This is a genomic window from Acidovorax sp. FJL06 (assembly GCF_003852545.1).
Classification (GTDB): domain Bacteria; phylum Pseudomonadota; class Gammaproteobacteria; order Burkholderiales; family Burkholderiaceae_C; genus Acidovorax.
Map to the genome: position 1 here is coordinate 59,519 of NZ_QAJR01000001.1, position 24,730 is coordinate 84,248.

Annotated in this window: 20 protein-coding genes; 8 read left to right on the forward strand and 12 right to left on the reverse strand. The window is 68.9% G+C overall.

The annotated features are described in order from the left end of the window. Positions 1-228: 228 nt before the first annotated feature. The 5 genes from yccS to minC form a co-directional block, all read right to left on the reverse strand. Positions 229-2,442, reverse strand: a complete 2,214-nt coding sequence (gene yccS / locus DBV10_RS00245; protein ID WP_124509457.1) for a YccS family putative transporter — start codon at positions 2,440-2,442, stop codon at positions 229-231. 247 nt (positions 2,443-2,689) lie between these two features. Then, complete coding sequence (locus DBV10_RS00250; protein WP_124509459.1) at positions 2,690-3,082, reverse strand: VOC family protein; 393 nt, start codon at positions 3,080-3,082, stop codon at positions 2,690-2,692. Positions 3,083-3,280: 198 nt separating this feature from the next. Continuing rightward, positions 3,281-3,547: a cell division topological specificity factor MinE gene (gene minE / locus DBV10_RS00255; protein ID WP_056163087.1), complete on the reverse strand. Its 267-nt coding sequence runs from the start codon at positions 3,545-3,547 to the stop codon at positions 3,281-3,283. Positions 3,548-3,550: 3 nt separating this feature from the next. Beyond that, positions 3,551-4,366, reverse strand: coding sequence for a septum site-determining protein MinD (gene minD, locus DBV10_RS00260; RefSeq protein ID WP_124509461.1), 816 nt, complete (start codon positions 4,364-4,366; stop codon positions 3,551-3,553). A 53-nt stretch (positions 4,367-4,419) separates the two neighbouring features. After that, complete coding sequence (gene minC, locus DBV10_RS00265) at positions 4,420-5,181, reverse strand: septum site-determining protein MinC (RefSeq protein WP_124509463.1); 762 nt, start codon at positions 5,179-5,181, stop codon at positions 4,420-4,422. A 170-nt stretch (positions 5,182-5,351) separates the two neighbouring features. Between minC and DBV10_RS00270 the strand changes: the two genes are divergently transcribed. Next, the gene (locus DBV10_RS00270; protein WP_124509465.1) at positions 5,352-6,275 is read left to right on the forward strand and encodes a DMT family transporter; all 924 of its coding nucleotides are present in this window, start codon (positions 5,352-5,354) and stop codon (positions 6,273-6,275) included. Between the two features lie 65 nt (positions 6,276-6,340). On the opposite strand, the gene pssA is transcribed toward DBV10_RS00270, so the two are convergent. Both pssA and DBV10_RS00280 read right to left on the reverse strand, forming a co-directional pair. Beyond that, a complete protein-coding gene (gene pssA, locus DBV10_RS00275) occupies positions 6,341-6,967 on the reverse strand; it encodes a CDP-diacylglycerol--serine O-phosphatidyltransferase (RefSeq protein WP_124509467.1) in 627 nt (208 codons plus the stop codon). A 40-nt stretch (positions 6,968-7,007) separates the two neighbouring features. After that, a complete protein-coding gene (locus tag DBV10_RS00280) occupies positions 7,008-7,925 on the reverse strand; it encodes a LysR family transcriptional regulator (protein WP_124509760.1) in 918 nt (305 codons plus the stop codon). A gap of 116 nt (positions 7,926-8,041) precedes the next feature. On the opposite strand from DBV10_RS00280, the gene DBV10_RS00285 reads away from it, so the two are divergent. Both DBV10_RS00285 and DBV10_RS00290 read left to right on the forward strand, forming a co-directional pair. Beyond that, positions 8,042-10,003 (forward strand): acyl-CoA synthetase, encoded by a 1,962-nt coding sequence (locus DBV10_RS00285; protein ID WP_124509469.1) that lies wholly within the window; start codon positions 8,042-8,044, stop codon positions 10,001-10,003. A gap of 84 nt (positions 10,004-10,087) precedes the next feature. Next, on the forward strand, positions 10,088-11,104 hold the full coding sequence (locus DBV10_RS00290) for a tripartite tricarboxylate transporter substrate binding protein (RefSeq protein WP_124509471.1): 1,017 nt from the start codon (positions 10,088-10,090) through the stop codon (positions 11,102-11,104). Positions 11,105-11,299: 195 nt separating this feature from the next. Here DBV10_RS00290 and DBV10_RS00295 read toward each other — a convergent pair whose 3' ends face one another. Further along, positions 11,300-13,375, reverse strand: a complete 2,076-nt coding sequence (locus DBV10_RS00295; RefSeq protein WP_124509473.1) for an acetoacetate--CoA ligase — start codon at positions 13,373-13,375, stop codon at positions 11,300-11,302. Positions 13,376-13,817: 442 nt separating this feature from the next. On the opposite strand from DBV10_RS00295, the gene DBV10_RS00300 reads away from it, so the two are divergent. From DBV10_RS00300 to ubiM, 3 genes are all read left to right on the forward strand, one after another. Continuing rightward, the gene (locus DBV10_RS00300; RefSeq protein ID WP_124509475.1) at positions 13,818-15,347 is read left to right on the forward strand and encodes a BCCT family transporter; all 1,530 of its coding nucleotides are present in this window, start codon (positions 13,818-13,820) and stop codon (positions 15,345-15,347) included. Between the two features lie 156 nt (positions 15,348-15,503). After that, on the forward strand, positions 15,504-15,935 hold the full coding sequence (locus DBV10_RS00305; protein ID WP_124509762.1) for a hypothetical protein: 432 nt from the start codon (positions 15,504-15,506) through the stop codon (positions 15,933-15,935). Positions 15,936-16,262: 327 nt separating this feature from the next. Continuing rightward, positions 16,263-17,570: a 5-demethoxyubiquinol-8 5-hydroxylase UbiM gene (ubiM, locus tag DBV10_RS00310; protein WP_124509477.1), complete on the forward strand. Its 1,308-nt coding sequence runs from the start codon at positions 16,263-16,265 to the stop codon at positions 17,568-17,570. 163 nt (positions 17,571-17,733) lie between these two features. Here the strand turns inward: ubiM and DBV10_RS00315 are convergent, their stop codons facing one another. The 3 genes from DBV10_RS00315 to DBV10_RS00325 all read right to left on the reverse strand — a co-directional run bounded on the left by DBV10_RS00315 (position 17,734) and on the right by DBV10_RS00325 (position 20,322). After that, positions 17,734-18,648 carry a class I SAM-dependent methyltransferase gene (locus DBV10_RS00315; protein ID WP_233589748.1) on the reverse strand — a complete coding sequence of 305 codons (915 nt, stop codon included), beginning with the start codon at positions 18,646-18,648 and terminating at the stop codon, positions 17,734-17,736. 265 nt (positions 18,649-18,913) lie between these two features. Continuing rightward, entirely contained in the window at positions 18,914-19,117 is a 204-nt protein-coding gene (locus tag DBV10_RS00320) for a hypothetical protein (RefSeq protein WP_124509481.1), read from the reverse strand. A gap of 452 nt (positions 19,118-19,569) precedes the next feature. After that, complete coding sequence (locus DBV10_RS00325) at positions 19,570-20,322, reverse strand: zf-TFIIB domain-containing protein (RefSeq protein ID WP_124509483.1); 753 nt, start codon at positions 20,320-20,322, stop codon at positions 19,570-19,572. A gap of 137 nt (positions 20,323-20,459) precedes the next feature. Between DBV10_RS00325 and DBV10_RS00330 the strand changes: the two genes are divergently transcribed. Both DBV10_RS00330 and DBV10_RS00335 read left to right on the forward strand, forming a co-directional pair. Further along, positions 20,460-21,752 (forward strand): solute carrier family 23 protein, encoded by a 1,293-nt coding sequence (locus DBV10_RS00330; RefSeq protein WP_124509485.1) that lies wholly within the window; start codon positions 20,460-20,462, stop codon positions 21,750-21,752. Between the two features lie 122 nt (positions 21,753-21,874). Further along, a complete protein-coding gene (locus DBV10_RS00335; protein WP_124509487.1) occupies positions 21,875-23,404 on the forward strand; it encodes an acetyl-CoA hydrolase/transferase family protein in 1,530 nt (509 codons plus the stop codon). Here DBV10_RS00335 and DBV10_RS00340 read toward each other — a convergent pair whose 3' ends face one another. Then, positions 23,405-24,559 carry an ABC transporter substrate-binding protein gene (locus tag DBV10_RS00340; RefSeq protein WP_124509489.1) on the reverse strand — a complete coding sequence of 385 codons (1,155 nt, stop codon included), beginning with the start codon at positions 24,557-24,559 and terminating at the stop codon, positions 23,405-23,407. Between the last annotated feature and the right edge of the window lie 171 nt (positions 24,560-24,730).

Genomic DNA, 24,730 nt, shown 5'->3' on the forward strand with positions numbered 1-24,730 from the left:
CTGCGGTGGGTGCGCGGCAAGGCGCCTGGCGCAGCCAAGGCTGGCTGCCTTGGCAAGGCAGGCAACGCCGCCGCGCGTCCACCGCAGCCCCGGCCCGCAGGGTGAGGGTCTGGCAAGGCCGCACTCGTCGTTGCCGTGCTCGCCGGGTGTCCAACCCGGCTGCGCCCGGCGCCTAGATTGCGGCCTTGCCAGACCCTCACGCACCGCCGATTTCTCGGATTCAGTGGACTAGGGCTCCCCCCACCGCCGCGCCTGCGCCTGGATCTGCGGAAACACCTTGCCCACCAGCTGCAGCTGCGCCGCCATCAGGCTGTGCGCGCTGGGGGCCGCGGGCACCGTGCCCCATTCGCGCAGCACCTGCGCCACGGCCGGGGCGCTGTGGGTGCGCCGGCTGCGGCGCCGCCCGCTGGACGGCTGCTGCTGCTGCGCGCGCTCCAGCTCCAGGGCCAGTTGCTGCAGCGAGACCAGCAGCGTCTGCGCCAGCGCCCGCGTGGCCTCGTCCATGGGCTGGGCGGCCGCGCCGCCGCGCTGCGCCCCCAGGGCCGACAGGTAGTTGAGCTGGGTGTGCGACAGGCACAGGAAATGCGCGGCCACCTCGGCCTGGCGGCGCACCCGTGCGGGCTCCTTGAGCATGGCGCTGTACGAGTTGGACAGTGCGGCATCCGCGTTGTGGGCATTGCGCCGCGCCAGGCGGTAGGCCAGGTGGTCGCATTTGCCGCTTTGGTACTGGGCCAAGATTTCGCGCAGGTAGATGGCCTGCGTCTGCAACGCCTGGGCCGCCAGCCGGGGCCAGTGGCGCGATTGCCACGAGGGCAGCACCAGCCACGAGGCCACGGCCGCAATCGCGCAGCCCACCACGGTTTCGAGCAAGCGCGCCGAGATCACGCCCTGGGTCGCGCCCATCTGATGAAAACTCAGCAGCAGCAGGGTGGTGACCGCCGCCGTGGCCAGCGTATAGCGGCTGTGCCGCGCGCCAAAGAACACGGCCCCGCCCAGCACCAGCAGCGCGGCCTGCACCAGCGCGCCCGGGAACAGCTGGATAAGCGCCCAGCCCAGCGCCAGCCCCATGGCCGTGCCCTTGGCGCGCTGCATGAGGCGGGTCTGCGTGGCCGCGTACTGCGGCTGGCTCACGAACACGATGGTCAGCAGGATCCAGTAGCCATGCGGGTCGGCCGTGGCCTGCATGATGGCAAAGCCCGCCACCAGCGACAGGCTCAGGCGCAGGCTGTGGCGCAGCCAGGGCGACTGCAGCTGCCAGTGCGCGCGCACGCGGCCCCAGGCATCGCCCAGGCTGCGGGGCTCACGGTCGAACAGCGCATGGTCCAGCACCCCTTCGTGCCCCTGGGCCGGCAACGCCAGCGCACCCGCAAACACCCCGGCCAGTGCCGTGAGGTTGTCGCCCAGCGCGCGCAAGGACCGCAGCGCCCGGGCCTGGGCGGGCGCGGGCACAGCGCCGCTGGACTGTGCCTGCGCCTGCAAGTGCGCCACGGCGGCCTGCATGTCCTCGATCGCGCGGGCCGTCACGCCCCAGTGCTGCGGCACCGACTGCGCCGCGATCGCCCCCGACAGCTTGAGCGCCTGCTCGCCCAGCAGCGTGAGCACCCGCTGGCAGCGGTAGAGCACATCGCTGTGGAAAAACGACTGGGCCAGCAGGTCGTAATGCTCGTGCGACGAACTCACGCGCTCATGCACATCCTGCGCGGCCAGGTACTGGTGCATGGCCGTCTGCAACCACGGCGGCGGCGTGCCCCGGCCCATGCGGCTGATCAGGCTCTCCTTGGCGGCGTTGAGCGCATCGACCACGCGCCCGTTGTGCAGCGCCAGCGCCATGCGCCGCTGCTCCAGGTCCACATCGCGCACGGGCTCAAGCAGCAGCGCCTTCAGGCGCAGGTATTCACCCAGCAGGGCGTAGAGCTTGGCCAGCCGGTAGCGCACGGGCGCGCGCGGCATCACCGCGTGCCACAGCACCGACACCCCCCCGTACCAGGCGGCACCCGCTAGCATCCGGGGGATGGCCTCGCCCGCTCCGGCGCGGCTGCTGTGGGCCGACAGCCCGGCGTAGATGAACAGGATCAGCGAGCCAAAGGCGATGGCGCGGTAACGCTCGCTCAGCGCCCCCAGCATGGTGATGGCAAAGGCCGACACCGCCATCACCCCCATCAGCACCCAGGGCCAAGACACCGTGGCCCAGACCGCCCAGGCCAGGAGGCCGAAACACGCCAGGGCCAGGCACTGCGCCCGCAGGCGCCCGCGCCAGCTGTCGTCGGTTTCGGTGAGCGCGCTGGCAATCACGCCCAGCAGCACCGGCATCAGCTCGGCCTGCCAGCCGGCCCACCAGCCACAGGCCAACACGGCGGCCAGGGCCACAAAAGCCCGCGCGCCGCGGGTGAAGCCCTCATGGTTGCGTGCGCGCTGCCAGCTGAGTTTCCAGGTTGTATCCACTGAATGGCCTTGATAAGGGCGTGTCACTCTTCCATTCCCCCACGCGCTGGCCGCGCAATGCGGATGGATGCGCGAAGGGGGGCGCGGCCAATAGCCGGGCTATTGGCAAGCCGCCCGACAAAGCAGACGCCGCACTGCACGGCCTGGCTGGCTTTCGCGTGGGGGAATGGAAGAGTGACACGCCCTGGGGTTAACCCTTGGTTCAAAGCAATTATCGGGCCGCCAGAGGGGGCGGAAGCGCAAAGATTCAGGCGTCGCCGTGGCAGCACACGCAGAGCTTGTTGCCCTCCGGGTCGCGGAAATACGCCCCGTAGTAGTGCGCGTGGTATTCGGGCCGCAGGCCGGGCGGGCCTTCGCAGCGGCCGCCGTGCTGCAGGGCCAGCGCGTGCACGGCGTCCACCGTGGCGCGGTCGGCGGCCAGCAGCGCATTCATCGCACCGTTGCCGGGCATCGCGGGCAAGCCGTCAAAAGGCCGGCCAATGAGGAACAGCGGGCGCGCCACCCCGGGGGTCTGCCACCCGGCCCAGGGGCGGGCCGGCTCGGTGAAACGCAGCACCAGGCCCAAACGCTCCAGCACCGGGCGGTAGAACGCCATCGCCCGGTCAAAGTCGTTCACGCCGATGAACACATGGGACAGCATGGCTTGCGATCTTCCGAAGATTCATTGTCTTATGCTCGGCCGATGAAACTGGCGCGGCCGAGACCAGTGCCCCCGCGCAAGGGCCGCCAGGGCGCGAAGGCGGCGCTTCGCTTGCGTGCGCTGGGGGCGTCCCCCTCCCCGCATTGCGCAGCAATGCGAGAGAGAGGGGGGGAAGGCGCGAAGCGACTCAGGGGGAGATCACCTCACCGTGTCCGGCAACTCGATCTTGACTTCCAGCACTTCGAGGTTGTCCTGGCGCTCCAGGTGCACCTTGAGGTCTTCGGGGTTGATCTTCACGTACTTGGAGATCACAGCCACCAGTTCGCGCTGCAGCGCGGGCAGGTAGTCGGGCTCGGAGGCGTTGCGGCCGTTGCGCTCGTGCGCCAGGATGATCTGCAGGCGCTCTTTGGCCACGCTGGCGGTCTTCTTCTTTTCGCCGAGCAGGAAGGAGAGAAAGGATGCCATGGCTTACTTGCTCCCGAACAGGCGTTTGAAGAAGCCGGGCTTCTCCGCCTCGATGAAGCGCAGCGGCTTTTCGGCCCCCAGGAAGCGGTCGATCACGTCCTTGTAGGCTTCCGAGACATCCGTGCCCTGGGCATGGATGGCCGGCGTGCCCTGGTTGGACGACTGCAGCACCACTTCCGATTCGGGGATCACGCCGATCAGCTTGATGCGCAGGATGTCCTGGATGTCTTCGAGCGACAGCATCTGCCCGTCTTCGACCCGGCTGGGGTTGTAGCGCGTGATGAGCAGGTGCTCCTTGATCGGCTCACCGCCGTCGATGGCACGCTTGGTCTTGCTGCCCAGCATGCCCAGGATGCGGTCGGAGTCGCGCACCGAGGACACCTCGGGGTTGGTCACCAGCAGCGCCTCGTCGGCAAAGTGCATGGCCATGAGCGCCCCGCTCTCGATGCCGGCCGGCGAGTCGCAGACGATGTACTCGAAGCCCATCGCGGCCAGGTCCTTGAGGATCTTCTCCACGCCGTCCTGCGTGAGGGCATCCTTGTCGCGCGTCTGGCTAGCGGCCAGCACAAACAGGTTGTCGCACTGCTTGTCCTTGATGAGCGCCTGGTTCAGGTTGGCCTCGCCCTGGATCACGTTGATGAGGTCGTACACCACGCGGCGTTCGCAGCCCATGATGAGGTCCAGGTTGCGCAGGCCGACATCAAAGTCGATCACGGCGGTCTTGTGGCCGCGCAGGGCGAGGCCGGTGGCAAAGCTGGCGCTGGTGGTGGTCTTGCCCACGCCACCCTTGCCGGAGGTCACGACGACGATTTTGGCCATGTGTTGCTGATTCTCTGTGGGGTTGATACGAATGAAGAGGGGTTCCGTCTGTGTCAGGCGAGCGGCTCGATGAGGAGCTTCTCGCCGTCCAGCCGCACCTGGGCCGGCTTGCCGCGCACGTCGGCGGGCAGCTCGGTCTCGGTGGTGCGGTAGATGCCCGCGATGGAGACCAGTTGCGGCTCCAGGCAGGTCGAAAAGATGCGGGCTTCGGTGTTGCCACGCGCCCCGGCAATGGCGCGGCCGCGCAGCGGGGCATAGACGTGGATGTTGCCGTCGGCAATCACCTCGGCGCCAAAGCTCACCACGGCCATCACCACCAGGTCGGCGCCGCGCGCATACACCTGCTGGCCCGAGCGCAGGGGCTTGTCCACCACCACGGTGCCGGGGCCGGGCATGGGCACTTCGCGCACCACTTCCACCTCGACTTCGCGGATCACCTCGCGCACCACCTCTTGCACGGGCGGCGCCTCGGCGCGGGCGGGGGGGGCATCGGGCGCGGCAGCCAGGCCGGCGGCGCGCGCGGCCTCCATCTGGGCGGGGTTGCCACCGCGCACCGCCACGGGCAGGGTGCTGTGGTGGCGCAGCGCGGCCACGATGGCAGCAAAGTCGATGGGCGTTTCAGCCTCGCGCACGGGGGCCAGGTCGATCAGCACCGGATCGTTGTCGAAAAAGCCCGGGGCATCGGCCACGCGCTCGGCCAGATCGGCCATGAACTGCGCGGCGTCGGTGGTCTTGAGCAGCACGGCCACCACGGGCAGCGAGGCGCTCTTGAGGTCAAAGCTGGTGCGGGCCTGGGCCGCCGTCGTAAGGGCCATGAATGGGGGTGTGGAAAGGAGCGCGGGAACCGGTGTCAGAAGGCACAAAGTGTACCGTGGGCCCATGTAAGCGCCTGTTCCAGCGCTGTGGGGCGCCCAGAAATGGGGCCTCCCCCGGCCGCGCCGCCCAGGCGACCAACCGCGCGCAACCCCCCTTTGATAATCCCCCGATGCATTCCACCCGCAAAACCCACATCGACGCCCTCGCCATCTCCTTGCTCCTGGCCTGCTGCATGTTCTGGGGCTTCCAGCAGGTGCTGGTCAAAGCCACCGTGGCCGAGGTGGCGCCGGTGTTCCAGGCCTTTGTGCGTTTTGCGCTGGCCACGGTGGCCGTGGCGGCCTGGTGCCGGTGGCGCGGCGTGCCGCTGGCCAGCAGGGCCGAGCCCGCCGGGGCCGCACGCGCCGGGCTGCTGGCCGGGGCGCTGTTTGCGGGCGAGTTTGCGTGCATCTACCTGGGCCTGCAGTACACCAGCGCCTCGCGGCTCACGGTGTTTTTGTATGCCTCGCCCTTCTGGGTGGCGCTGCTGCTGCCGCGCTTCATCCCCGGCGAGCGGCTGCAGGGCAGGCAATGGCTGGGCCTGGCCGCCGCGTTTGTGGGCGTGGGGCTGGCGCTGGGCGATGGGCTGCTGGGCCCCGCCAATGCCGCCCAGCCCCAGGCCTGGCTGGGCGACCTGCTCGGGCTGGCGGCGGGGCTGATGTGGGCGCTGACCACGGTGGTCATCCGCACCACGCCCCTGGCGCGCGTGGCGCCCGCCAAGCAGCTGCTCTACCAGGTGGGCGTGAGCACGGCGTTGCTGCCGGTGCTGTCGCTGGGCCTGGGCGAGGCCTGGGTCTGGCAGTTCAGTGCGTTTGCCTGGGGCTCGCTGCTGGCGCAGGCGCTGGTGGGGGCGTTTGTGAGCTACCTGGCGTGGATGTGGATGCTGGCGCACTACCCGGCGACCAAGATCTCGGTGTTTGTGTTCCTCACCCCCGTGTTTGCGCTGCTGTTTGGCGCCTGGTGGCTGGGTGAGCCCGTGACGCCCGGGCTGCTGGGGGCCCTGGTGCTGGTGGCGGCGGGCATTGTGCTGGTGAACCGGCGGCCTGCCACCCCTTGAGATTGAACAAAAGTGGCTGCTAGCGCTTGCCCATCAAGCGCTAGCAGCTATCTTTTCAGAAGCAATCAGAATTTCGGAATCTTGATCCGGCTGATCATCAACGAGCCCGAGGCCGCAAACAGCAGCACCAGCGGGTGCAGCGTGAAGCCGCCAATCAACACCTTGCCGAACCACAGGTGCTCGCGCACCGCACCCATCGCGCCGGCCACGGCCAGCAGGCCCACGAGCACGATGGAGGTGGGGATGGGCGTGCCCTCGAAATACTTCACCTTGCCCGTGCCTTCGGACAGCGTTTCGGCCGTGACGTTGTAGCGCGCCAGGCGCGAGACGCCGCAGGCCACGAAGTAGGCCAGCACGATGCGGTCGTACAGGCCCTGCATGCCGCAGCCGTAGGCGATGATGGCCGGGGCCACGCCGAACGAGATCACGTCGGCCAGCGAATCCAGCTCGCGGCCCATGGCCGAGCTTTTCTGGCGCCAGCGGGCGATGCGGCCGTCGAGCACGTCAAAGACCAGCGCGGCCAGCACCAGGGCGCAGGCGAAGTGGATGTGCAGGATGTCGCCCGTCTCCAGGTACGACATCACCGAGAACAGGGCCCCCACGCCGCAGAACGCGTTGCCCAGCGTGAACCAGTCCGCCAGGTGGAACTCACGGATCATCGAAAAACGCTTGGGGGGGTTGGGGGTGTTCATGAAAGGGGCGCTGGGGGGCGCGCAGTGGACATCCACGGCATTATGGGCGCGCCGCCGGGGCGGCCGCGCGGCCCTCGCCCACCTTGGCCAGGATGAAATCGATCAGCGTGCGCACCGAGCTGGTCTGGTAGCGGTTGGGCATGTAGAGCAAAAACATCTGCGTGCCGAACACGCTCAGGCGGTAGTCGTCGAGCGCGGTCACCAGCTGGCCCTGGTCCACCAGGTCCTGCACCACGTAGTCGGGCATCAGGCCCACGCCCAGGCCCGCCAGCACCGCGTCGCGCAGAAACAGCATGTTCTCGGACAGCAGCGTGGGCCGGGGCAGCACCTCTTCGCGCTGGCCGTTGCGGTAGGCGGCCACGCGCAGTTCGCGGCCGATAAAACCTGCGGAGATGAGCGGCACCGCCCCCAGGTCGCTCAGTTGCCGGGGCAGGCCCTGCGCGTCGGCATAGCCGCACGACGCGCAGACCACATACCGCACGGCCCCCAGCGGCCGGGCCACCAGCGCGGGTGGGGGCTCGGTCATGATGCGGATGGCGATGTCCACGTCCTCGCGCACCAGGTCGCTCACGCGGTTCTCGAACACCACCTCCAGCAGGATGCCGGGGTACAGGCGCTTGAACTCGATCAGCCACCCGGCCATGACCACCTGGCCGTAGCCCACGGGCATGCTCAGCCCCACGCGGCCCTGCAGGCTCTTGCCCAGGGTGGCGATGGTCTCCTGCGCCGCCAGGATCTCGTTGACGATGCTGCGGCCATGGTCGTACAGGCGCAGCCCCACCTCGGTGGGCTCCACGCGCCGCGTGGTGCGGCGCACCAGCTGCACGCCCACCGATTTTTCGAGCTGGGCGAGGTGGTAGCTCACGTTGGCCCGGCCCATCTTGAGCTTGCGCGCGGCCAGGCTGAGGTTGCCCGCGTCCAGGATCTCCACCAGCAGGGTCAGGGCCGAGAGGTCCAGGCGGTCGGCAGCCGGTGGTTTGTCAAAATTTTTCATACAGAGTGTCAATGCTTCATGGGATTGTCAAGAAATCCTGTCAACACAACAATGCCCTCTCTGCCCCTTCACCCGCCACGATGCCCAGCGCCGCCCCCCTGAACCCCGCCTTCGCCCGTTCTTCCACCATCCGCAGCCTGCAGGACGTTGAGCGCCTGGAGCGGCTGCCGCTGGCCCAGGCCCAGCCGGTGCAGAGCACCTACGAGATCTTCCGCAACGCCGCCCACGCCTTTGGCGGCAAGACGGCGCTGACCTTCCTGCCCACGGCCGACCCGGCGGACGAGCCCATCCGCTGGTCGTATGCGCAGCTGCTCACCGGCATCCACCAGACGGCCAACCTGCTGCACCACCTGGGCGTGGGCCCGCAGGATGCCGTGGCCGTGCTGCTGCCCGGCTGCCTCGAATACCACCTGGCGCTGTGGGGCGGCGAGGCGGCGGGCATCGTGCAGCCGCTCAACCCGATGCTCACCGACGAGAAGATCGCGGCCATGATGCAGCTCGCACGCGCCAAGGTGCTGATCGCCTACGGCGCCGAAGGCGACTCGGGCCTGTGGTCCAAGGCCCTGCGCCTGCGCAGCTTGGTGCCGACGCTGACCACCGTGCTGCGCGTGGCCCCGCACGACGAGGCGCCCGGCGCCGCAGGCACCTTGCCCGAGGGCGTGATGGACTTCGCGGCCCGCCTGTGCCAGCCCGCCGACCGGCTGGTGAGCGGCCGGCACATTGCGGCCACGGACATCGCCGCGTACTTCCACACCGGCGGCACCACGGGCGCGCCCAAGCTGGCGCGCCACAGCCACGGCGCACAGGTGTTCACCGCCTGGGCCAGCGTGCAGATGCAGGGCATCACGCCGCAGGACGTGGGCATCAACGGCTACCCGCTGTTCCATGTGGCGGGGGTGCTGCCGGGCTCGCTCGCGGCGCTGTCGGCCGGCGTGGAAACCATCATCCCCACCACCGGCTTGTTCCGCAACCGCGAGGTCATCGCCCGCTACTGGCAGCTGGTGGAGCGCTACCGCTGCACCTACCTCTCGGCCGTGCCCACGGTGCTGGCCGCGCTGGCCAATGTGCCGCTGGATGGTGCCGACATCTCCACGCTGCGCTACTGCCGCACGGGCGCGGCCATCCTCGCGCCCGAACTGGCGGTGCGGTTCGAGCGGCTGTTTGGCCTGCATGTGCACGAGAGCCTGGGCATGACGGAGATGGCGGGCATTTCCACCATCACGCCGCCCGGCGTCCACGCGCCCGCCGGCTGCGTGGGCTGGCGGCTGCCGTACACCCAGCTGCGCGTGGTGGCGCTGGATGCGCAGGGCAACGCCTCGGACCAGGACCTGCCCCCCGGCCAGAGCGGCATGGTGCTGTTCCAGTCGCCCAACCTGTTCTCGGGCTTTCTCGATGCGGCCGACACCGCCAAGGCCTTCACCCCCAATGGCTGGCTGGCCACCGGCGACCTGGGCTTTGTGGATGAGCAAGGGCGACTGCACCTGAGCGGCCGCTCCAAGGACCTCATCATCCGCAGCGGCCACAACATCGACCCCAAGGTGATCGAGGACGCGCTGGGCGCCCACCCCGCCGTGCAGCTGTGTGCCGCCGTGGGCGCGCCCGATGCCTACGCGGGCGAGCTGCCCGTGGCCTTTGCCACCCTGGTGCCGGGCGCCGAGGCCACCGAGGCCGAGCTGCTGGCCTTCACCGCCGAACGCGTGGACGAGGCCGTGGCCCGCCCGCGCTGGGTGCAGGTGATCGACACCATGCCCGTGACCAACGTGGGCAAGATCTACAAGCCCGCGCTGCGCCAGCGCGCGGCCTGCCGCACGGTACAGGCCCTGGTCGATGGCGTGTGCACCGAACTCGGCGTGGCCCCGCACCCCAGCGCGCAACCCGAGGGCGACAGCGCCGTGCGCGTGGCCGTGGCCGCCAGCCCCGAGGCGGCCGGGCTGATGGCCCGCCTGCGCGAGGTGCTCGCGCCCCTGCCCCTCACCGTCCGCGTGGCGGCGGGCACTGGCGCAGCAGCGGACCACCCTGCGTCCGCACAGCCCACGGCGTGACGGCCCGCCGTGCCCGCCCGCCTGCCTGCGCGCCCGCCCGGCCGGGACGATCCGATTTCCGATAACCACGACAGGAGACAACCCATGCCCCACCCGCCTCTGATGACCCGCCGCCACTGGCTGGGCACCGCCGCCCTGGCCACCGCCACCTGCATCGGAGCGGGCACCGGCACGGCCGCCTTCGCGCAGGCCGCCCCGTACCCGAACAAGCCCATCAAGGTGGTCGTGCCCTTTGCGGCCGGCGGCGCCACCGATGTGCTGGCGCGCGTGCTGGCCGAAAAGATGGCCGTGGGCCTGGGCCAGCCCCTGGTCATCGACAACAAGCCCGGCGCGGCCGGCATCATCGGCACCGACGCCGTGGCCAAGGCCGCGCCCGACGGCTACACCCTGCTGCTGGGCCTGAGCAACTCCATGCTCACCAACCAGTTCCTCTACACCAAGCTGCCCTACAGCCCCGAGCGCGACATCGCCCCCATCTACCAGATCGCGATTGCGCCGCTGGTGCTGGTGGCCCACCCCAGCGTGCCCGTGAGCACGGGGCCCGAGCTGCTCAAGTACGTGGCGGCGAACAAGGGCAAGGTGGCCTATGGCTCCTATGGCACGGGCGCCTATCCGCACCTGGCCGGGGCCTACATGAGCCAGTCGCAGAACGCCGACATGAGCCATGTGGCCTACCGGGGCGAGGCGCCCATGGTGCAGGACCTGCTGGGCGGGCAGATCCAGATCGGTTTTGCGAGCGCACTGCAGGCCAAGGCCCACATCGATGCGGGCAAGCTCAAGGCCCTGGGCGTGAGCGGCGAGCGCCGCATGGGCACGCTGCCCCACGTGCCGTCGCTGGCCGAACAGGGCATGAACGACGAGGCCTACCGCGTGGCGGGCTGGCTGGCACTGGGAGCCCCCGCCGGCACACCGGCCCCGATCGTGGAGCGCATTGCCGCCGAAGTGCGCAAGGCCACGCAGCACCCCGACGTGGCCCAGCGCATTGCGGCCATGGGCTTTGATGTGCAAAACAGCTCGCCCACGCTGTTTGCGGCCGCCATGGCCAAAGAGCGGCCGGTGTGGGAGCGGCTGATCAAGGCGTCGGGGGCGAAGCTGGATTGAGGTGGGGAGGGGCGGCCTTCACAGCCCCCGCATCGCCGATAGCGCCCCCTGATACTCCCTCTTCCGCAAGGGGAGAGGGGGTCACACCGGGGCGCCGCTGGTGCTTGGTTGGCTGGGACCACATGGGCGGTATGACAACGCCAAAATTCAATCCAATATGGCCGCCATCGCCCATCCAGCAAGCGCTAGAAGCTATTAATTTTGCAGCATCGCAGCCCGTTCCGCTGCAAACGCCACATACCAGCCCAGGCACCCCGGGTTGGCCATCGCATCCTGGTTGACCACCTTCTCGATGGGCTGGCCCAAGAGCAGCTTCTTGATCGGCAGCTCCTGCTTCTTGCCGCTCAGGGTGCGCGGCACCTCAGCCACCACAAAGATGTCGTCCGGCACAAAACGCGGGCTCAGGGCCGTGCGCACCGCGCCGTTGATGCGACCGCGCAAGGCGTCGTCCAGCACGCTGCCGGGGCGCAGCACCACAAACAGCGGCATATAGCTTTCGCGGCCCAGGTACTCCAAGTCCACCACCAGACTGTCGAGCACCTCGGGCAAGGATTCGACCGCGCTGTAGATCTCGCTCGTGCCCATGCGCAGGCCGTGGCGGTTGATGGTGGCGTCGCTGCGGCCATAGATCACGCAGCCGCCGTTGGCGCCGATCTTGAGCCAGTCGCCATGGCGCCAGACCGCACCCATGCTGGCCGGGCCATCGCCACCGCCGGGCTGGCGGCCGTGGCCTGCGGGGTACATGTCGAAGTAGCTCGACAGGTAGCGGCTGCCGTCCTGGTCGCCCCACAGGAAGAGCGGCATCGACGGAATCGGCTGCGCGCAGACCAGTTCGCCCACCGCGTCCTGCACGGGGCGGCCTTCGGCGTCCCACGCTTCCACGGCCGCGCCCAGCATGCGGCACTGCATCTCGCCGGGCACCTGCGGCATTTCGCGGTTGCCGCCGATGAAGGCGCCGCAAAAATCGGTGCCGCCGGAGATGTTGTTCCACCAGATGTCCGATGTGCCCAAGGCCTCGAACTGCGCTGTGCCCCACTCCTGCACCTCGGGCGACAGCGGCGATCCGGTGGTGCCCAGCGCGCGGATGCGCGTCAGGTCGCCATGGTCGCTGAGCGCGATGCCCGCCTTCATGCAGTTGGCAAAAAACGCCGCGCCCGCGCCGAAGAAGGTCACGCCCGTCTCGGCCGCAAAGCGCCACAGCACGCCCCAGTCGGGGTGGTCCTTGCTGCCGCCGGGGTTGCCGTCGTAGATCACGCAGGTGGTGCCCGAGAGCAGGCCGCTCATCTGCGCGTTCCACATCACCCAGCCGGTGGAGCTGTACCAGTGGTAGCGCTCGCCCAAGCTGTTGGCCTCGTAGCTGCAACCGATGTCGTTGTGCAGCACCTTGAGCTGCAGCGCCACCAGCACCGTGCCGCCGTGGCCGTGCACGATGGGCTTGGGCAGGCCGGTGGTGCCGCTGGAGTAGACGATCCACAGCGGGTGGTCAAACGGCAGCCACATCGGCTCGAAGGCCGTGGTTTCGGCATCATTTCGGGCTGTAGCGCTCGTCCAATCTGCCCAACCAGCTATCGAAACAGAAGCATCCAGGTTGCCCAGCAGCACCGCGTGCCGCACGCTGGGGAGCTGCGCGCGCAGCTCGGCCAGCACGGGGCGGCGGTCGTGGTCGCGCCCGCCGTAGCTCACGCCGTCCACGCCGATCAGCACGGTGGGTTCGATCTGGCGGAAGCGGTCCAGCACCGCATGCGTGCCCATGTCGGGCGCGCAGATGCTCCACACACCGCCGATGCTCACCGTGGCCAAAAACGCCACCATGGCCTCGGGCACGTTGGGCAGGTAGGCGGCCACACGGTCGCCGGGCCGCACGCCCTGGGCCTTCAGGTGCAGCGCCAGCGACGCGACCTGGCGGCGCAGCGCGGGCCAGCTCAGCTCGCGGTGCTGGCCTTTTTCGTTGCGGCTGATGACGGCGGGCAGGCCCGCGGCATGCGCGGCATCCACATGCCGCAGCACCTGGCGCGCGTAGTTCACCTGGGCACCGGGGAACCACTGCGCGCCCGGCATGGTGTTCTTGCCCAGCACGGCTGTGTGGGGCGTGGGCGACTGGATGTCGAAGTAATCCCACACGCTCTGCCAGAACGCATCCAGCGCGGTGGTGGACCAGCGCCAGAGCGCGTCGTAGCTGTCGAACTGCAGCCCGCGCGCATCGCGCAGCCAGTTCTGGTACAGCCGGATCTGGGGGATGTAGGGCGGGGGGGTGTTTGTTGTTGTCTCCATGGCGACGCAGCGTACCAGCGCCCCCGCGCGCTGACCATGCCGGGCCGTCTCCGAATTGACAGCATGCATAGCATCCCTGGGCTTGACTGCGGTATTGCACCGCGCCCCGCGCGGGCATTGCCTACACTGCCGGGCTCGCTCGTTCTGCGCACCGCGCAGGGTTTGCGTTCTTTCTTGCGTTTCTTTCCCTTCCCCGCCTTGCCGCGCCACCGCTGCGCGCATCGGCCCCGGGCCAGGGGCATGCCGCCCCTGCGGTGCATGCGCCCGGCCCCGGGAGGTGCAGGTGGGTTCTCTTGCGGCCCGGACACCACCCGCCGCACCCCAGCCCTGCCCCCGCCCGGCCCACCTTGCGCCGGGCTGCGTTTTCAGGCTTCATGGGCGCTGGCGGCGTGGCTTCCTCCTGCACATCCCCTTTTCGACTGTTCAGAAAGGTGATCAATCCATGGAACTTTTCATCTCGGCGGGCCTGATCCTCGCCATCGTGCTCTGGGGCGTGGTTGCCCCGGAGGCCCTGGGCGCGGTGTTCGACACGGCGCTGGCCGCCATCACGCGCAACTTCGGCTGGTTCTACCTGTGGGTGGTGCTGGGCCTGGTGGTGATGGCGCTCGTCCTGGCGTTCAGCCGCTATGGCGACCTGAAGCTGGGCCAGGAGGACGACGAGCCCGAGTTCTCCATCGGCGCCTGGTTTGCCATGCTGTTCGCAGCGGGCATGGGCATCGGCCTGGTGTTCTGGGGCGTGGCCGAGCCCATCTCGCACTACGGCACGCCGCCGCCCGGCGTGGTGCCGCGCACGCCCGAGGCCGCCAACGCCGCCATGCGCTACAGCTTCTTCCACTGGGGGCTGCACCCCTGGGCGGTGTACAGCATCGTGGCGCTGGCGATTGCGTTTTTCCAGTTCCGCCGCGGCGGCTCGGCGCTGGCCAGCACGGCGGTGCAGGCCCTGCCCTGGGCGCCGCTGCAGCGCATCGGCCCGGCGGTCAACATCCTGGCCGTGATCGCCACCGCGTTCGGCGTGGCGGCCTCGCTGGGCATGGGGGCGCTGCAGATCAACAGCGGGCTGCACACCGTGCTGGGCGTGCCGGTGGGCGCGGCCTGGCAGGTGGGCATCATCGTGGCGACCACGGCGCTGTTCCTCATTTCAGCGGTGTCGGGCCTGGGGCGCGGCATCAAGTGGCTGTCCAGCTTCAACCTCATCGTGGCGGCGCTGCTGGCGCTGGCGGTGTTCGTGCTCGGGCCCACCGTGGTCATCATCGACACCTTCACCAACACGCTGGGCAGCTACCTGAGCGACTTCGTGCGCATGAGCCTGCGCATGACGCCCTTCCGCGACAGCGGCTGGGTGGGCGGCTGGACGGTGTTCTACTGGGCCTGGTGGGTGAGCTGGTCGCCCTTCGTGGGCCTGTTCATCGCGCGGGTCTCGCGCGGGCGCACCATCCGCGAGTTCATCCTGGGCACGGTGCTCGCGCCCACGCTGGCGGCGTTCGTGTGGTTCTCGGTGTTCGGCGGCGCAGCGCTGCACCTGCAGATCATGCAGGGCGTGCCCCTGGCGGATGCGGTGAATGCCGATGTCTCCACCGCACTGTTCGCCATGTTCCGCGCCCTGCCCTGGGGCGCGGTGATGTCGGGGGTGGCCACCGTGCTGGTGCTGGTGTTCTTCGTCACCTCGGGCGACTCGGCCACGCTGGTGCTGGGCATGATGAGCACCGGCGGGCAGGAGAACCCCTCGGCGCGCGTCAAGGTCGTCTGGGGCCTGCTGATCTCGGGCATTGCCATCAGCCTGCTGCTGGCTGGCGGCGTGAAGGCGGTGCAGACCGCCACCATCGTGTTCGCGCTGCCCTTCACCGCCGTCATCCTGCTCATGGCGCTGGCGCTGTGGCGCGGCGTAAAGGCCGACTGGGAGGCCGAGGACCGCCGCGACCGCGCCCTGCGCCGCCGCCTGCGCGAGATGGCGGGCCCGCCCCCGCAGCCGTAGGCCGGCGAGAGAGAACAGAAGGACGGAACGCGCCCCGGCGCCGTGGGCGCACAGGCGCATGCGGGGGGCGCGCGGTGCATGCGTCTATCATCCGCAGCCACACCCGCGCACCCTGCGCGCCCCGCCTCTCCTGTCTTTTCTTCGCGTCCGATGTCCATGCCCCTGCTTCTGTCCGCCTGGCCCGCCCTGGTGCTGGCCTTGCCCGTTCTGTGGCTGGTGTCGGCCATCGTTTTCCTGGCCAAGGGCAACCGCCGGGCGTTTGCGCAGCTGCTGGCCCTGGCGGCGTGTTTTCTGATCGGCGCACTGCTCATGGAGTTTTTCACCTTCATGGGCGCGCTCATGGCCCGCACAGGCAGCCAGCACGCCACGCCCGAGGTGGGCACCGGCACGCGCCAGCTGCTGGAGACCATCGCCAACCCACGCTCCATCACCGCGCCGCCGCTGTCGCTGGCCGCCTTCGCCGCGTACAGCATCCCTGCGGCCTACCTGTGGCTGCTGGTGACCTGGGGGCTGCACCTGCGCGGCAAGAAGGCCGGCCCGGCCAAGAAGAAACCCGCCAAAGGCACGCGCAAAGCAGCCAAGGATTGATACCGGTATGCGTTCAAAAATATAGGTCCGTTCACGCTGAGCCTGTCGAAGCGCCGCGCGAGGCTTCGACAGGCTCAGCCCGAACGGTTCTGGTTTATTGAACGCAAACGGGTATGAGAGGCTGAACCCCGCCCATGGCGCTGAATCACCACAGGGCTTCAGGTGATTTTGGCCTGTAGCGTGCATTGGTAGTGCGCTGTAAGCTATTAATTTCATAGCATCACCCACACCATGGCTTGACCCAGGGCAAAGCCCGCCCTGCAGGCCGCGCCCACAATGGCGGGCGCGCCAGGCGCCTTGTCTGGCCTTGTTGGATTTCACCCCGCCATGACGACCCCCCACCACAGCGACGTGCTCATCGTCGGCGCAGGCCCGGCCGGCCTGTCGCTGGCCATCTCCCTGGCCCAGGCCGGCTTCACCGCCACCGTGGTGGAGCAGCAGAGCGACAGCGCCCTGGCCCAGCCCGCGCCCGACGGCCGCGAAATCGCCCTCACCCACCCCAGCCGGGCCACGCTGCAGCGGCTGGGCAGCTGGGCCCATTTGGCCGACCACGAGGTGGGCCAGATCGCCGAGGCCCAGGTGCACGACGGCCCGCTGGGCCAGCGCAGCGCGCTGCAGCTGAACGCGGCCAGCGGCGCCCCCCGTGGCGCTGCGGCGGCCCCCGGCGCCCTGGGCTTTATCGTGCCCAACCACGCGCTGCGCCGCACGGCCCACACCGTGGCCGCGCGCACGCCGGGCGTGCGCCTGCTCACCGGCACCCAGGTCACGCGCGTGGCCACGCTGCCCGGCCATGCCGAGCTGGACTGCGTGCCCACCGCCCCCGGCGACCACACTGCGCCCCAGCGCCTGACGGCCCCGCTGCTGGTGGCCGCCGACAGCCGCTTCTCGGCCACGCGCCGCCAGCTGGGCCTGGGCGCGCAGATGACCGACTTTGGCCGCACCGTCATCGTCTGCCGCATGCGCCACCCCCAACCCCACGGCGGCGTGGCCCACGAGTGTTTTGGCTACGAGCGCACGCTGGCCGTGCTGCCCCTGCCCGACGACCCGCAGGGCGGCCATGCGCTGTGCTCGGTGGTGGTCACGGCGGGCGCGGCCGACGCCGCCGCGCTGATGGCACAGAGCCCCGGGGCCTTTGCCGCGCAGGTGCAGGCCCAGTTCAGCGACCGGCTGGGGCCCATGGCGCTGGTGGGCGAACGTTATGCCTACCCGCTGGTCGCCGTGTATGCCCAGCGCTTTGCAGGCCACCGCTGCGCGCTGCTGGGCGACGCCGCCGTGGGCATGCACCCGGTCACCGCGCACGGCTACAACCTGGGCCTGGCCGGGGTGGAGCGGCTGACCGCCGCACTGGTCAGCGCCCGCCAGCGCGGGCGAGACATCGGCAGCGCCGACGCACTCGCGCCCTACGCCCGCGAACACCACCGCCACGCCTGGCCCATCTACCAAGGGACCAACGCCATCGTGCGCCTGTACACCGACGCCCGCCCGGTGCCGCGCCTGCTGCGCCAGCTGGTGCTGCAGGGCGCGCGGCGCCTGCCGCCGCTGCAGGCGGCCATCGTGGGGCAGCTGACGGGCCAGGCCCCCGCGTGGATGCGGGTGCTGGCGCCTGGGCAGGCGGCGGGGCTGCGCAACGGCTAGCGCCAGTCTCTGCGGGCTTTCGGACAGTGGCCCATCTACATCGAAGCGCTAATTTTCAGAAGCACAACCTCTGCAACTGGCGCGCCCCAGGCCAGTGCCACCGTGGAACTGGCTGTGCCAGGCCACGGGTGGCGTCCCCCTCAGGGGGAAGACGCGAAGCGGCTCAGGGGGAGCCATCCCTTACCCCCAACGTGGCCACCCCATACACCGGCGCGCCCAGCCAGGGCCGCCACAGCGCATCCAGCGCGATGCCCGCCCAGCCATAGCCCTCGGCCGCGCTCTGCTCGCGCAGCAGCCGCAGGCGCGGGTGCACGGCCGCCAGCTCGGCCATGCGGCCCACGCCCCAGCAGAACTCGGCCCCCGTGGGCCCCACGCTGGGGTGCCGGGCGGCCCGGCCCACGGCCTGGCGCGTCAGCACATCCAGCACCATGCGCGAGCCCGTGGGCGCATGCTGCGCAAACTCGGCCAGCACCGCCTGTACCTGCGCGGGCTGCAAATACATCAGCACGCCCTCGCACACCAGCAGCACCGGCTGCGCGCCGCTGCGCGATGGCAGCCCCAGGCGCTGCCACCAGCCGGGCTGGGTGAGGTCCACCTCAGCCTGCCGCGCGCGCGGACCCCACGCCGGCAGCAACGGGCGGCGCAGCGCCATCACCTCGGGCAAGTCGGCATCGAGCCACTGGTTGGCGCCCACGTCCAGCCACTGGAAATGCTGCGTGAGGCCGCAGCCCAGGTTGGCGCCCAGGCCCTGCGGGTGCGCCGCAAAAAAGGCACGCCCCGCGTCCTTGACGGCCCGGGTGCGCCACAGCACCTGGAACACCGTGGGCAGGTCGTCGAGCAGCGCATCCACATCGGCGCCCAGGCGCTCCAGCAGCCCGCCCGCCACGGCATCGCGGCAGTCCAGCCACGAAAAGTAGCGCGCGCCCCGCGCCCGTGCCGCCAGCGGGATCAGCAGGGTGCTGGGCACGGGGGGCAGGTGGGCGCGCTGCAGCAGGCTGCTGGGGCGGCTGGCCGGGGCCGCATGCAGCGCGGGGCTGCGCGGCGGTCGAACACGGCGTCGGGCGGGGGTCTGCGGCACGGGCGCTCCTCCTGTGGCAGCAGGCGCCACGGTCGGGGTGGAATGCGGGAGGCCCGGAATCCAGGCCTTTGAACGGCTTGCCATGCCATTCTGATCGCTTCGCTGCACAACGCGGAGAATGGCCGCAGCACGTGCTGCGGTATGTCAAGACATGGGGGTCCGCAAGTGTTCAGCTAACTACGGAATACCCCGCCAGTCCGTCACCAACCCCGCACCCGCGTTGCCCTGCGACGCCTTGAGCTATGACACAGAGGGTGTACCGGCCTCAGCCCCTCACTGAAGCAGTGGCTTGTTCAAACACAAACCCCAGAGCGCGGATCTCGTCCTCGCTCATATGCACCTCTATCAGCTCTGGTTGCCTCGCTTCGATTGCGCGGCGACGCTCATAGTTGGTGGGAGGGCCATTGTCGATCTGGCGGCGATCTTTGCCGCTGCGCCGCTCCGCGCCTCTTCTGTGTTCGACGGTCATGCTGCTGGTGGGTTGATTTGGATGAGTGTTTGCATGTGTCTTTGAGACTCCCCTTTGCGCCATGTGGCTGAACCCCATGCAACGCCTTGTCGTTTCTTGGCTGCCTGCAACGGATCGGGAAGTGCGAGTGGAAAGATACCGCTGCCCAACACCTGTGAGAAGGAGGCATGACATTTGTTGACGATCTGCGCCACCGGAGCGTGTCAAAGATGTGAAGTTAGCTGTCGCATCCCGAAGCGGAGGATTCAAGCTGAATTGCACCCCACGCATGCTGGCTAGCACCTGCCAAGCCCTCCGAAATTGATAGCTGCCAGCGCTTACCCATCAGGCGGAAACGCCCAATTTGGCTCAAAACCCAGCAAGGCCAGCGCGACTGCTGGGCCGCCAGCGCATCCATCCTCACACGCCCGGATGCTGACCGGCCCCGCCTGCATGCTAGGCCCTGGTACCCACTAATCCTTCACCAACGCCCACACCAGCGCCACCCCCGCCGCCAGCAAATCCCCGGTGAACGAGCTGTCGTCTGCATCGCCGGTGCTGCTGGTGAACGCGCGCTTTTGCCGCTCGCGTTCGGCCCGGGTGCGGTCGCGCTCCAGCGCGACCAGGGCATCGCCGATGTCCACGGGCGACGCGGGCATGCCCTGGGCCTTGGCGCGGGCGCTGGCTGCGGCGTAGCCCTCCATGGCGCGCACCACGGCCTGGGGGTCGATGAGGGAGAACGCGGCGCGGCAATAGGGGCAGGCGTGGTCCTTGCGGATGTCCACGGGCGCGCCGCAGCTGGTGCAGTAGATGGCGCCCACGCGTTGGGCCAGGTCATCGATCTCGGGGCGCGTCATGTGGCGCACAAAGCCTTTTTCGACCATGAAGGACGAGAAGCTGCTGAAGCGGCCATGCTGGCGCGCGCAGCGATAGATCATGTAGCGGCCGCTGCGCACCACGTCGAACCCCTTCACCAAGGCCCCCGTGCAGCGTGGGCAGGCCATGCGTTCCGCCAGGGGCTGGTGCTGGTCGGTGCGGTGCTCGTGCAGCAGGCCAAACAGCTGGACCACCGAGGCGGGCGTGAGCTTGAGGTTTTCGTGCCGGTCAAACCACAGGCCCTGGCAGGCAAAGCAGATGTCCAGCTCCAGCGTGTCGCCCAGGTTGCTGGCAAACCGGTGGGTCTGCATGGGCTGGCGGCACGAGGGGCAGGACGGCAGGGGCGACATGGGGGGTGCGGCGCAGGGCCAAGCGGTGGGTGGCCCAAATCCTAACCCGGCCCAGGCCCGGTGCGCGGCGCAACAAGCGGCGTGCGGCCTGGTGGGCAGCGTTAGCATTCGCGCCTTAACAACAAGGAACCAACACCATGGGATTCATGAACTGGCGCGTGAAAAGCGCTGAGGTGCTGCAGCAAGGCGGCGTGATCGCGCCCGACGAGCGGCTGCCCTGGCCGCAGACGGCGGTGATGGGTGTGCAGCACGTGATTGCGATGTTTGGCGCCACGGTGCTGGCGCCCATCCTGATGGGCTTTGACCCGAACGTGGCGATCCTGATGAGCGGCGTGGGCACGCTGATCTTCTTTCTCGTCACCGGCGGCAAGGTGCCCAGTTACCTGGGGTCGAGCTTTGCGTTCATCGGCGTGGTGATTGCGGCCACGGGCTATGCGGGCCAAGGCGCCAATGCCAACATCGCCGTGGCGCTGGGCGGCATCATCGCCTGCGGCCTGCTGTACACGCTGATTGGCGCGCTGGTGCAGGCGGTGGGCACGGGCTGGATCGAGCGCTTCATGCCGCCCGTGGTCACGGGCTCGGTGGTGGCGGTGATCGGCTTGAACCTGGCGGGCATCCCGGTCAAGAACATGGCGGCGAGCAACTTTGACAGCTGGATGCAGGTGGTGACCTTTGTGAGCGTGGGCCTGGTGGCCGTGCTCACGCGTGGCATGGTGCAGCGCCTGTTGATTCTGGTGGGGCTGATCGTGGCCAGCATCATCTACGCGGTGCTGACCAACGGCCTGGGCCTGGGCCTGGGCAAGCCCATGGACCTGACCGCGCTGGCCAACGCCGCCTGGTTGGGCATGCCGAACTTTGCCGCGCCGGTGTTCGATGGCAACGCCATGCTGCTGATTGCGCCCGTGGCCATCATCCTGGTGGCCGAGAACCTGGGCCATGTGAAGGCCGTGACGGCCATGACCGGGCAGAACCTGGACCGCTACATGGGCCGCGCGTTCATCGGCGACGGCATTGCCACCATGGTCAGCGGCAGCGCGGGTGGCACGGGCGTGACGACCTATGCCGAGAACATCGGCGTGATGGCGGCCACCAAGATCTACTCCACCGCCGTGTTCTTGCTGGCGGGCGTGTTTGCGCTGGTGCTGGGTTTCAGCCCCAAGTTCGGCGCGCTGATCCAGACCATTCCGCTGCCGGTGATGGGCGGTGTGTCCATCGTGGTGTTTGGCCTGATCGCAGTGGCGGGCGCCAAGATCTGGGTGGACAACAAGGTGGATTTTTCGCAGAACAAGAACCTGATCGTGGCGGCCATCACCCTCATCCTGGGCACGGGCGACTTCACGCTCAAGTTCGGCCAGTTTGCGCTGGGCGGCATTGGCACCGCCACGTTTGGCGCCATCCTGCTGTATGCCTTGCTCAACCGCAAAGGCTGATCGGTTTAGTAAGGGTTAACCCTTAATTTGTAAGCAACAAACGCTAGCATCCTGGGTTTTGCCCTGGGGGTCGTCCGCCCGTGAGGCGGGCGGCCCCTTTTTTCTTTCTGCGGAGTTTGTTCATGTCCCTGGCCGATCGGGTGCTCTACCCCGACTTTCTCTCCCGCACCATGTCCGCCGACGAGGCGGCCGCCCTGATCCCTGCCGGTGCCCATGTGGGCATGAGCGGCTTTACCGGCGCGGGCTACCCCAAGGCCGTGCCGGGCGCGCTGGCGCGCCGCATCGAGAGCCTGAACGCGCAGGGCCATGGCTTCAAGATCGGGCTGTGGACGGGCGCCAGCACCGCCCCCGAGCTGGACGGTGCACTGGCCCAGGTGGACGGCATCGAGATGCGCCTGCCCTACCAGTCCGACCCCACGGTGCGCCGCCAGATCAATGCGGGCCACATGCAGTATGTGGACATCCACCTGTCGCATGTGGCGCAGTTTGTGTGGTTCGGCTTTCTGGGCAAGCTCGATGTGGCGGTGGTCGAGGTGGCGGGCGTGCTGCCCGACGGGCGGCTGATCCCCTCGTCCTCGATCGGCAACAACAAGACCTGGCTGGACCAGGCCGACAAGGTCATCCTGGAGGTGAATGCCTGGCACAACCCGCAGCTCGAAGGCATGCACGACATCTACTACGGCACCGACCTGCCGCCGCACCGCCGGCCCATCCCCATGACGCGGCCCGACGAGCGCATCGGCGAGCCCTATCTGCGCTGCGACCCGTCCAAGGTGATTGCGGTGGTGGTGACCAACCAGCCCGACCGCAACAGCGTCTATGCCGCACCCGATGACACGTCGAACCGCATCGCGGGCCACATCATCGAATTTTTGCAGCACGAGGTGAAGAAGGGCCGCCTGCCCAAAGACCTGCTGCCGCTGCAGTCGGGCGTGGGCAACATTGCCAACGCGGTGCTGGCGGGGCTGAACAACGGCCCGTTCGAGAACCTCACGGCCTACACCGAGGTGCTGCAGGACGGCATGCTGGACATGCTGCGCTCGGGCACGCTGGCCAGCGCCTCGGCCACGGCGCTGTCGCTGAGCCCTGCGGCCATGCAGGACTTCAACGACCGCATCGACTTCTACAAACAGCGCATCGTGCTGCGCCCGCAGGAGATCAGCAACCACCCCGAGCTGATCCGGCGCATGGGGCTGATTGCCATGAACGGCATGATCGAGGCCGACATCTACGGCAACGTGAACAGCACCCACATCATGGGCTCGGCCATCATGAACGGCATCGGCGGCTCGGGCGACTTTGCGCGCAACGCCTACCTGTCGATCTTCATGACGCCCTCGCTGGCCAAGAACGGCAGCATCTCGTGCATCGTGCCCATGGCCTCGCATGTGGACCACACCGAGCACGACGTGCAGATCCTCGTCACCGAACAGGGCCTGGCCGACCTGCGCGGGCACTCGCCCACGCAGCGGGCCGAACTCATCATCGAGCGCTGCGCGCACCCGGACTTTCGCCCGGCGCTGCACGACTATGTGGCCCGCGCGCGCAAAACGGCCGTGGGCCAGCACACGCCGCACCTGCTGAACGAGGCGCTGTCGTGGCACCAGCGCTATGTGGAAACGGGCTCGATGCGGCCGGGCCCGGCGGCGTGATCAGCCCAGGAAACGGCCCGCGCCGTTGAGCACTCCGAGGTCGATGAAGCGCGAGCCCACATAGGGCGACTGGCCGCTGTAGTCGACCACAAAGCCGCCCATGTCCCAGTTGCGGATGCCGGCCAGCGCCGTGCGCAGCTTGGAGCGGCTGGGGTCGGAGCCGGCGCGCTCCAGGCCTTCGGCCAGCACGCGCATGTTGACGTAGGCCTCCAGGCTGCCCAGCGTGAAGTCCTGCTGGCCTTTGGCGCGCATGGCGGCCTGGTAGTCGCGCACCAGCTGGGTCTTGGCGCGGTTGGGGTCGGGCATGACCATGGTCACGGCAATGCCGCTGCCGGCATCGCCCAGCTGCTTGAGGCCGTCGCTGGTCAGCGTCACGCTCACGCCGGCCATCAGCACGCCCGGCACGGTCTTCTTGATGCCGCGCACCAGTTCCACCGAGGCCGCGCCCGCCGTGGCCAGCAGCACGGCGGCAGGGCGGGACTCGGCCACCTTGGCCAGCACGTCGGCCAGGTTCTTGCCGTCGGTGGCCAGCGCGGCCTGGACGGTGGGTTTGATGTTCTGCTCGGCCAGCGAGCGCGTGGCGTCTTCCAGCATCTCGCGGCCATAACCGTTGTCCAGGTACACCACGCCGATGCCCTGCAGCCCCATGCCCGCCAGGCGCTGCACCAGGCGGCGCACCTCGTCGGTGTAGCTGGCGCGCACATGGAACACGTTGCGCCCGCCCTTGCGCAGCGACGACGCGCCCGTGAGCGGCGCCACATAGGGGATGCCGGCCTCTTCGATCAGCGGAAGGATGGCCGTGTTGTTGGGCGTGCCCACGCAGGACAGCAGCGCAAAGGCGCTGCCCTGGCCGATCATCTGCTTGACGTTCTCGGTGGTGCGCTGGGGCACGTAGCCGTCGTCCACCATGTTGAACTGCAGCGTGCGGCCATGGATGCCGCCCCGGCCGTTGAGGTACGCCAGCGCCGCGTCGGCGCCCTGCTTGATGTCGTGTCCAAAGCCCGCCAGGGGGCCGGTGAGCGCGGCCGAGCAGCCGATGGTGAGCGTCTTGCCCGTGATGCCCCCTTCTTGCGCCCAGACGTTGCGCATGAACACGGGGGCCGCCATCACGGCGGTGGCACGGGAGGCAAGGGTGACAAACTGGCGACGCTGCATGAGGAACCGACTCCGGGAAAAAACACAATGGAAAACCCCGGCATGCTGCTGAATGTGCCTATGCACGCAGGCCCGGCCTGCTGCCGACCCCCGGGGAAAACTGCATTCTAATGAGCCATGTTACTGTGCAGTAGTGTGCAAAGAACCTGTTCAAGATCTTTTCGGGGATCG

Excerpts from the sequence above, each read along its gene's own strand:
- DBV10_RS00250 (WP_124509459.1), bottom strand. The coding sequence starts at position 3,082 with ATGCTGTCCCATGTGTTCATCGGCGTGAACGACTTTGACCGGGCGATG.
- minE (WP_056163087.1), bottom strand. The coding sequence starts at position 3,547 with ATGGCATCCTTTCTCTCCTTCCTGCTCGGCGAAAAGAAGAAGACCGCC.
- minD (WP_124509461.1), bottom strand. The coding sequence starts at position 4,366 with ATGGCCAAAATCGTCGTCGTGACCTCCGGCAAGGGTGGCGTGGGCAAG.
- minC (WP_124509463.1), bottom strand. The coding sequence starts at position 5,181 with ATGGCCCTTACGACGGCGGCCCAGGCCCGCACCAGCTTTGACCTCAAG.
- DBV10_RS00270 (WP_124509465.1), top strand. The coding sequence starts at position 5,352 with ATGCATTCCACCCGCAAAACCCACATCGACGCCCTCGCCATCTCCTTG.
- pssA (WP_124509467.1), bottom strand. The coding sequence starts at position 6,967 with ATGAACACCCCCAACCCCCCCAAGCGTTTTTCGATGATCCGTGAGTTC.
- DBV10_RS00285 (WP_124509469.1), top strand. The coding sequence starts at position 8,042 with ATGCCCAGCGCCGCCCCCCTGAACCCCGCCTTCGCCCGTTCTTCCACC.
- DBV10_RS00290 (WP_124509471.1), top strand. The coding sequence starts at position 10,088 with ATGCCCCACCCGCCTCTGATGACCCGCCGCCACTGGCTGGGCACCGCC.
- DBV10_RS00295 (WP_124509473.1), bottom strand. The coding sequence starts at position 13,375 with ATGGAGACAACAACAAACACCCCCCCGCCCTACATCCCCCAGATCCGG.
- DBV10_RS00300 (WP_124509475.1), top strand. The coding sequence starts at position 13,818 with ATGGAACTTTTCATCTCGGCGGGCCTGATCCTCGCCATCGTGCTCTGG.
- DBV10_RS00305 (WP_124509762.1), top strand. The coding sequence starts at position 15,504 with ATGCCCCTGCTTCTGTCCGCCTGGCCCGCCCTGGTGCTGGCCTTGCCC.
- ubiM (WP_124509477.1), top strand. The coding sequence starts at position 16,263 with ATGACGACCCCCCACCACAGCGACGTGCTCATCGTCGGCGCAGGCCCG.
- DBV10_RS00320 (WP_124509481.1), bottom strand. The coding sequence starts at position 19,117 with ATGACCGTCGAACACAGAAGAGGCGCGGAGCGGCGCAGCGGCAAAGAT.
- DBV10_RS00325 (WP_124509483.1), bottom strand. The coding sequence starts at position 20,322 with ATGTCGCCCCTGCCGTCCTGCCCCTCGTGCCGCCAGCCCATGCAGACC.
- DBV10_RS00330 (WP_124509485.1), top strand. The coding sequence starts at position 20,460 with ATGGGATTCATGAACTGGCGCGTGAAAAGCGCTGAGGTGCTGCAGCAA.
- DBV10_RS00335 (WP_124509487.1), top strand. The coding sequence starts at position 21,875 with ATGTCCCTGGCCGATCGGGTGCTCTACCCCGACTTTCTCTCCCGCACC.
- DBV10_RS00340 (WP_124509489.1), bottom strand. The coding sequence starts at position 24,559 with ATGCAGCGTCGCCAGTTTGTCACCCTTGCCTCCCGTGCCACCGCCGTG.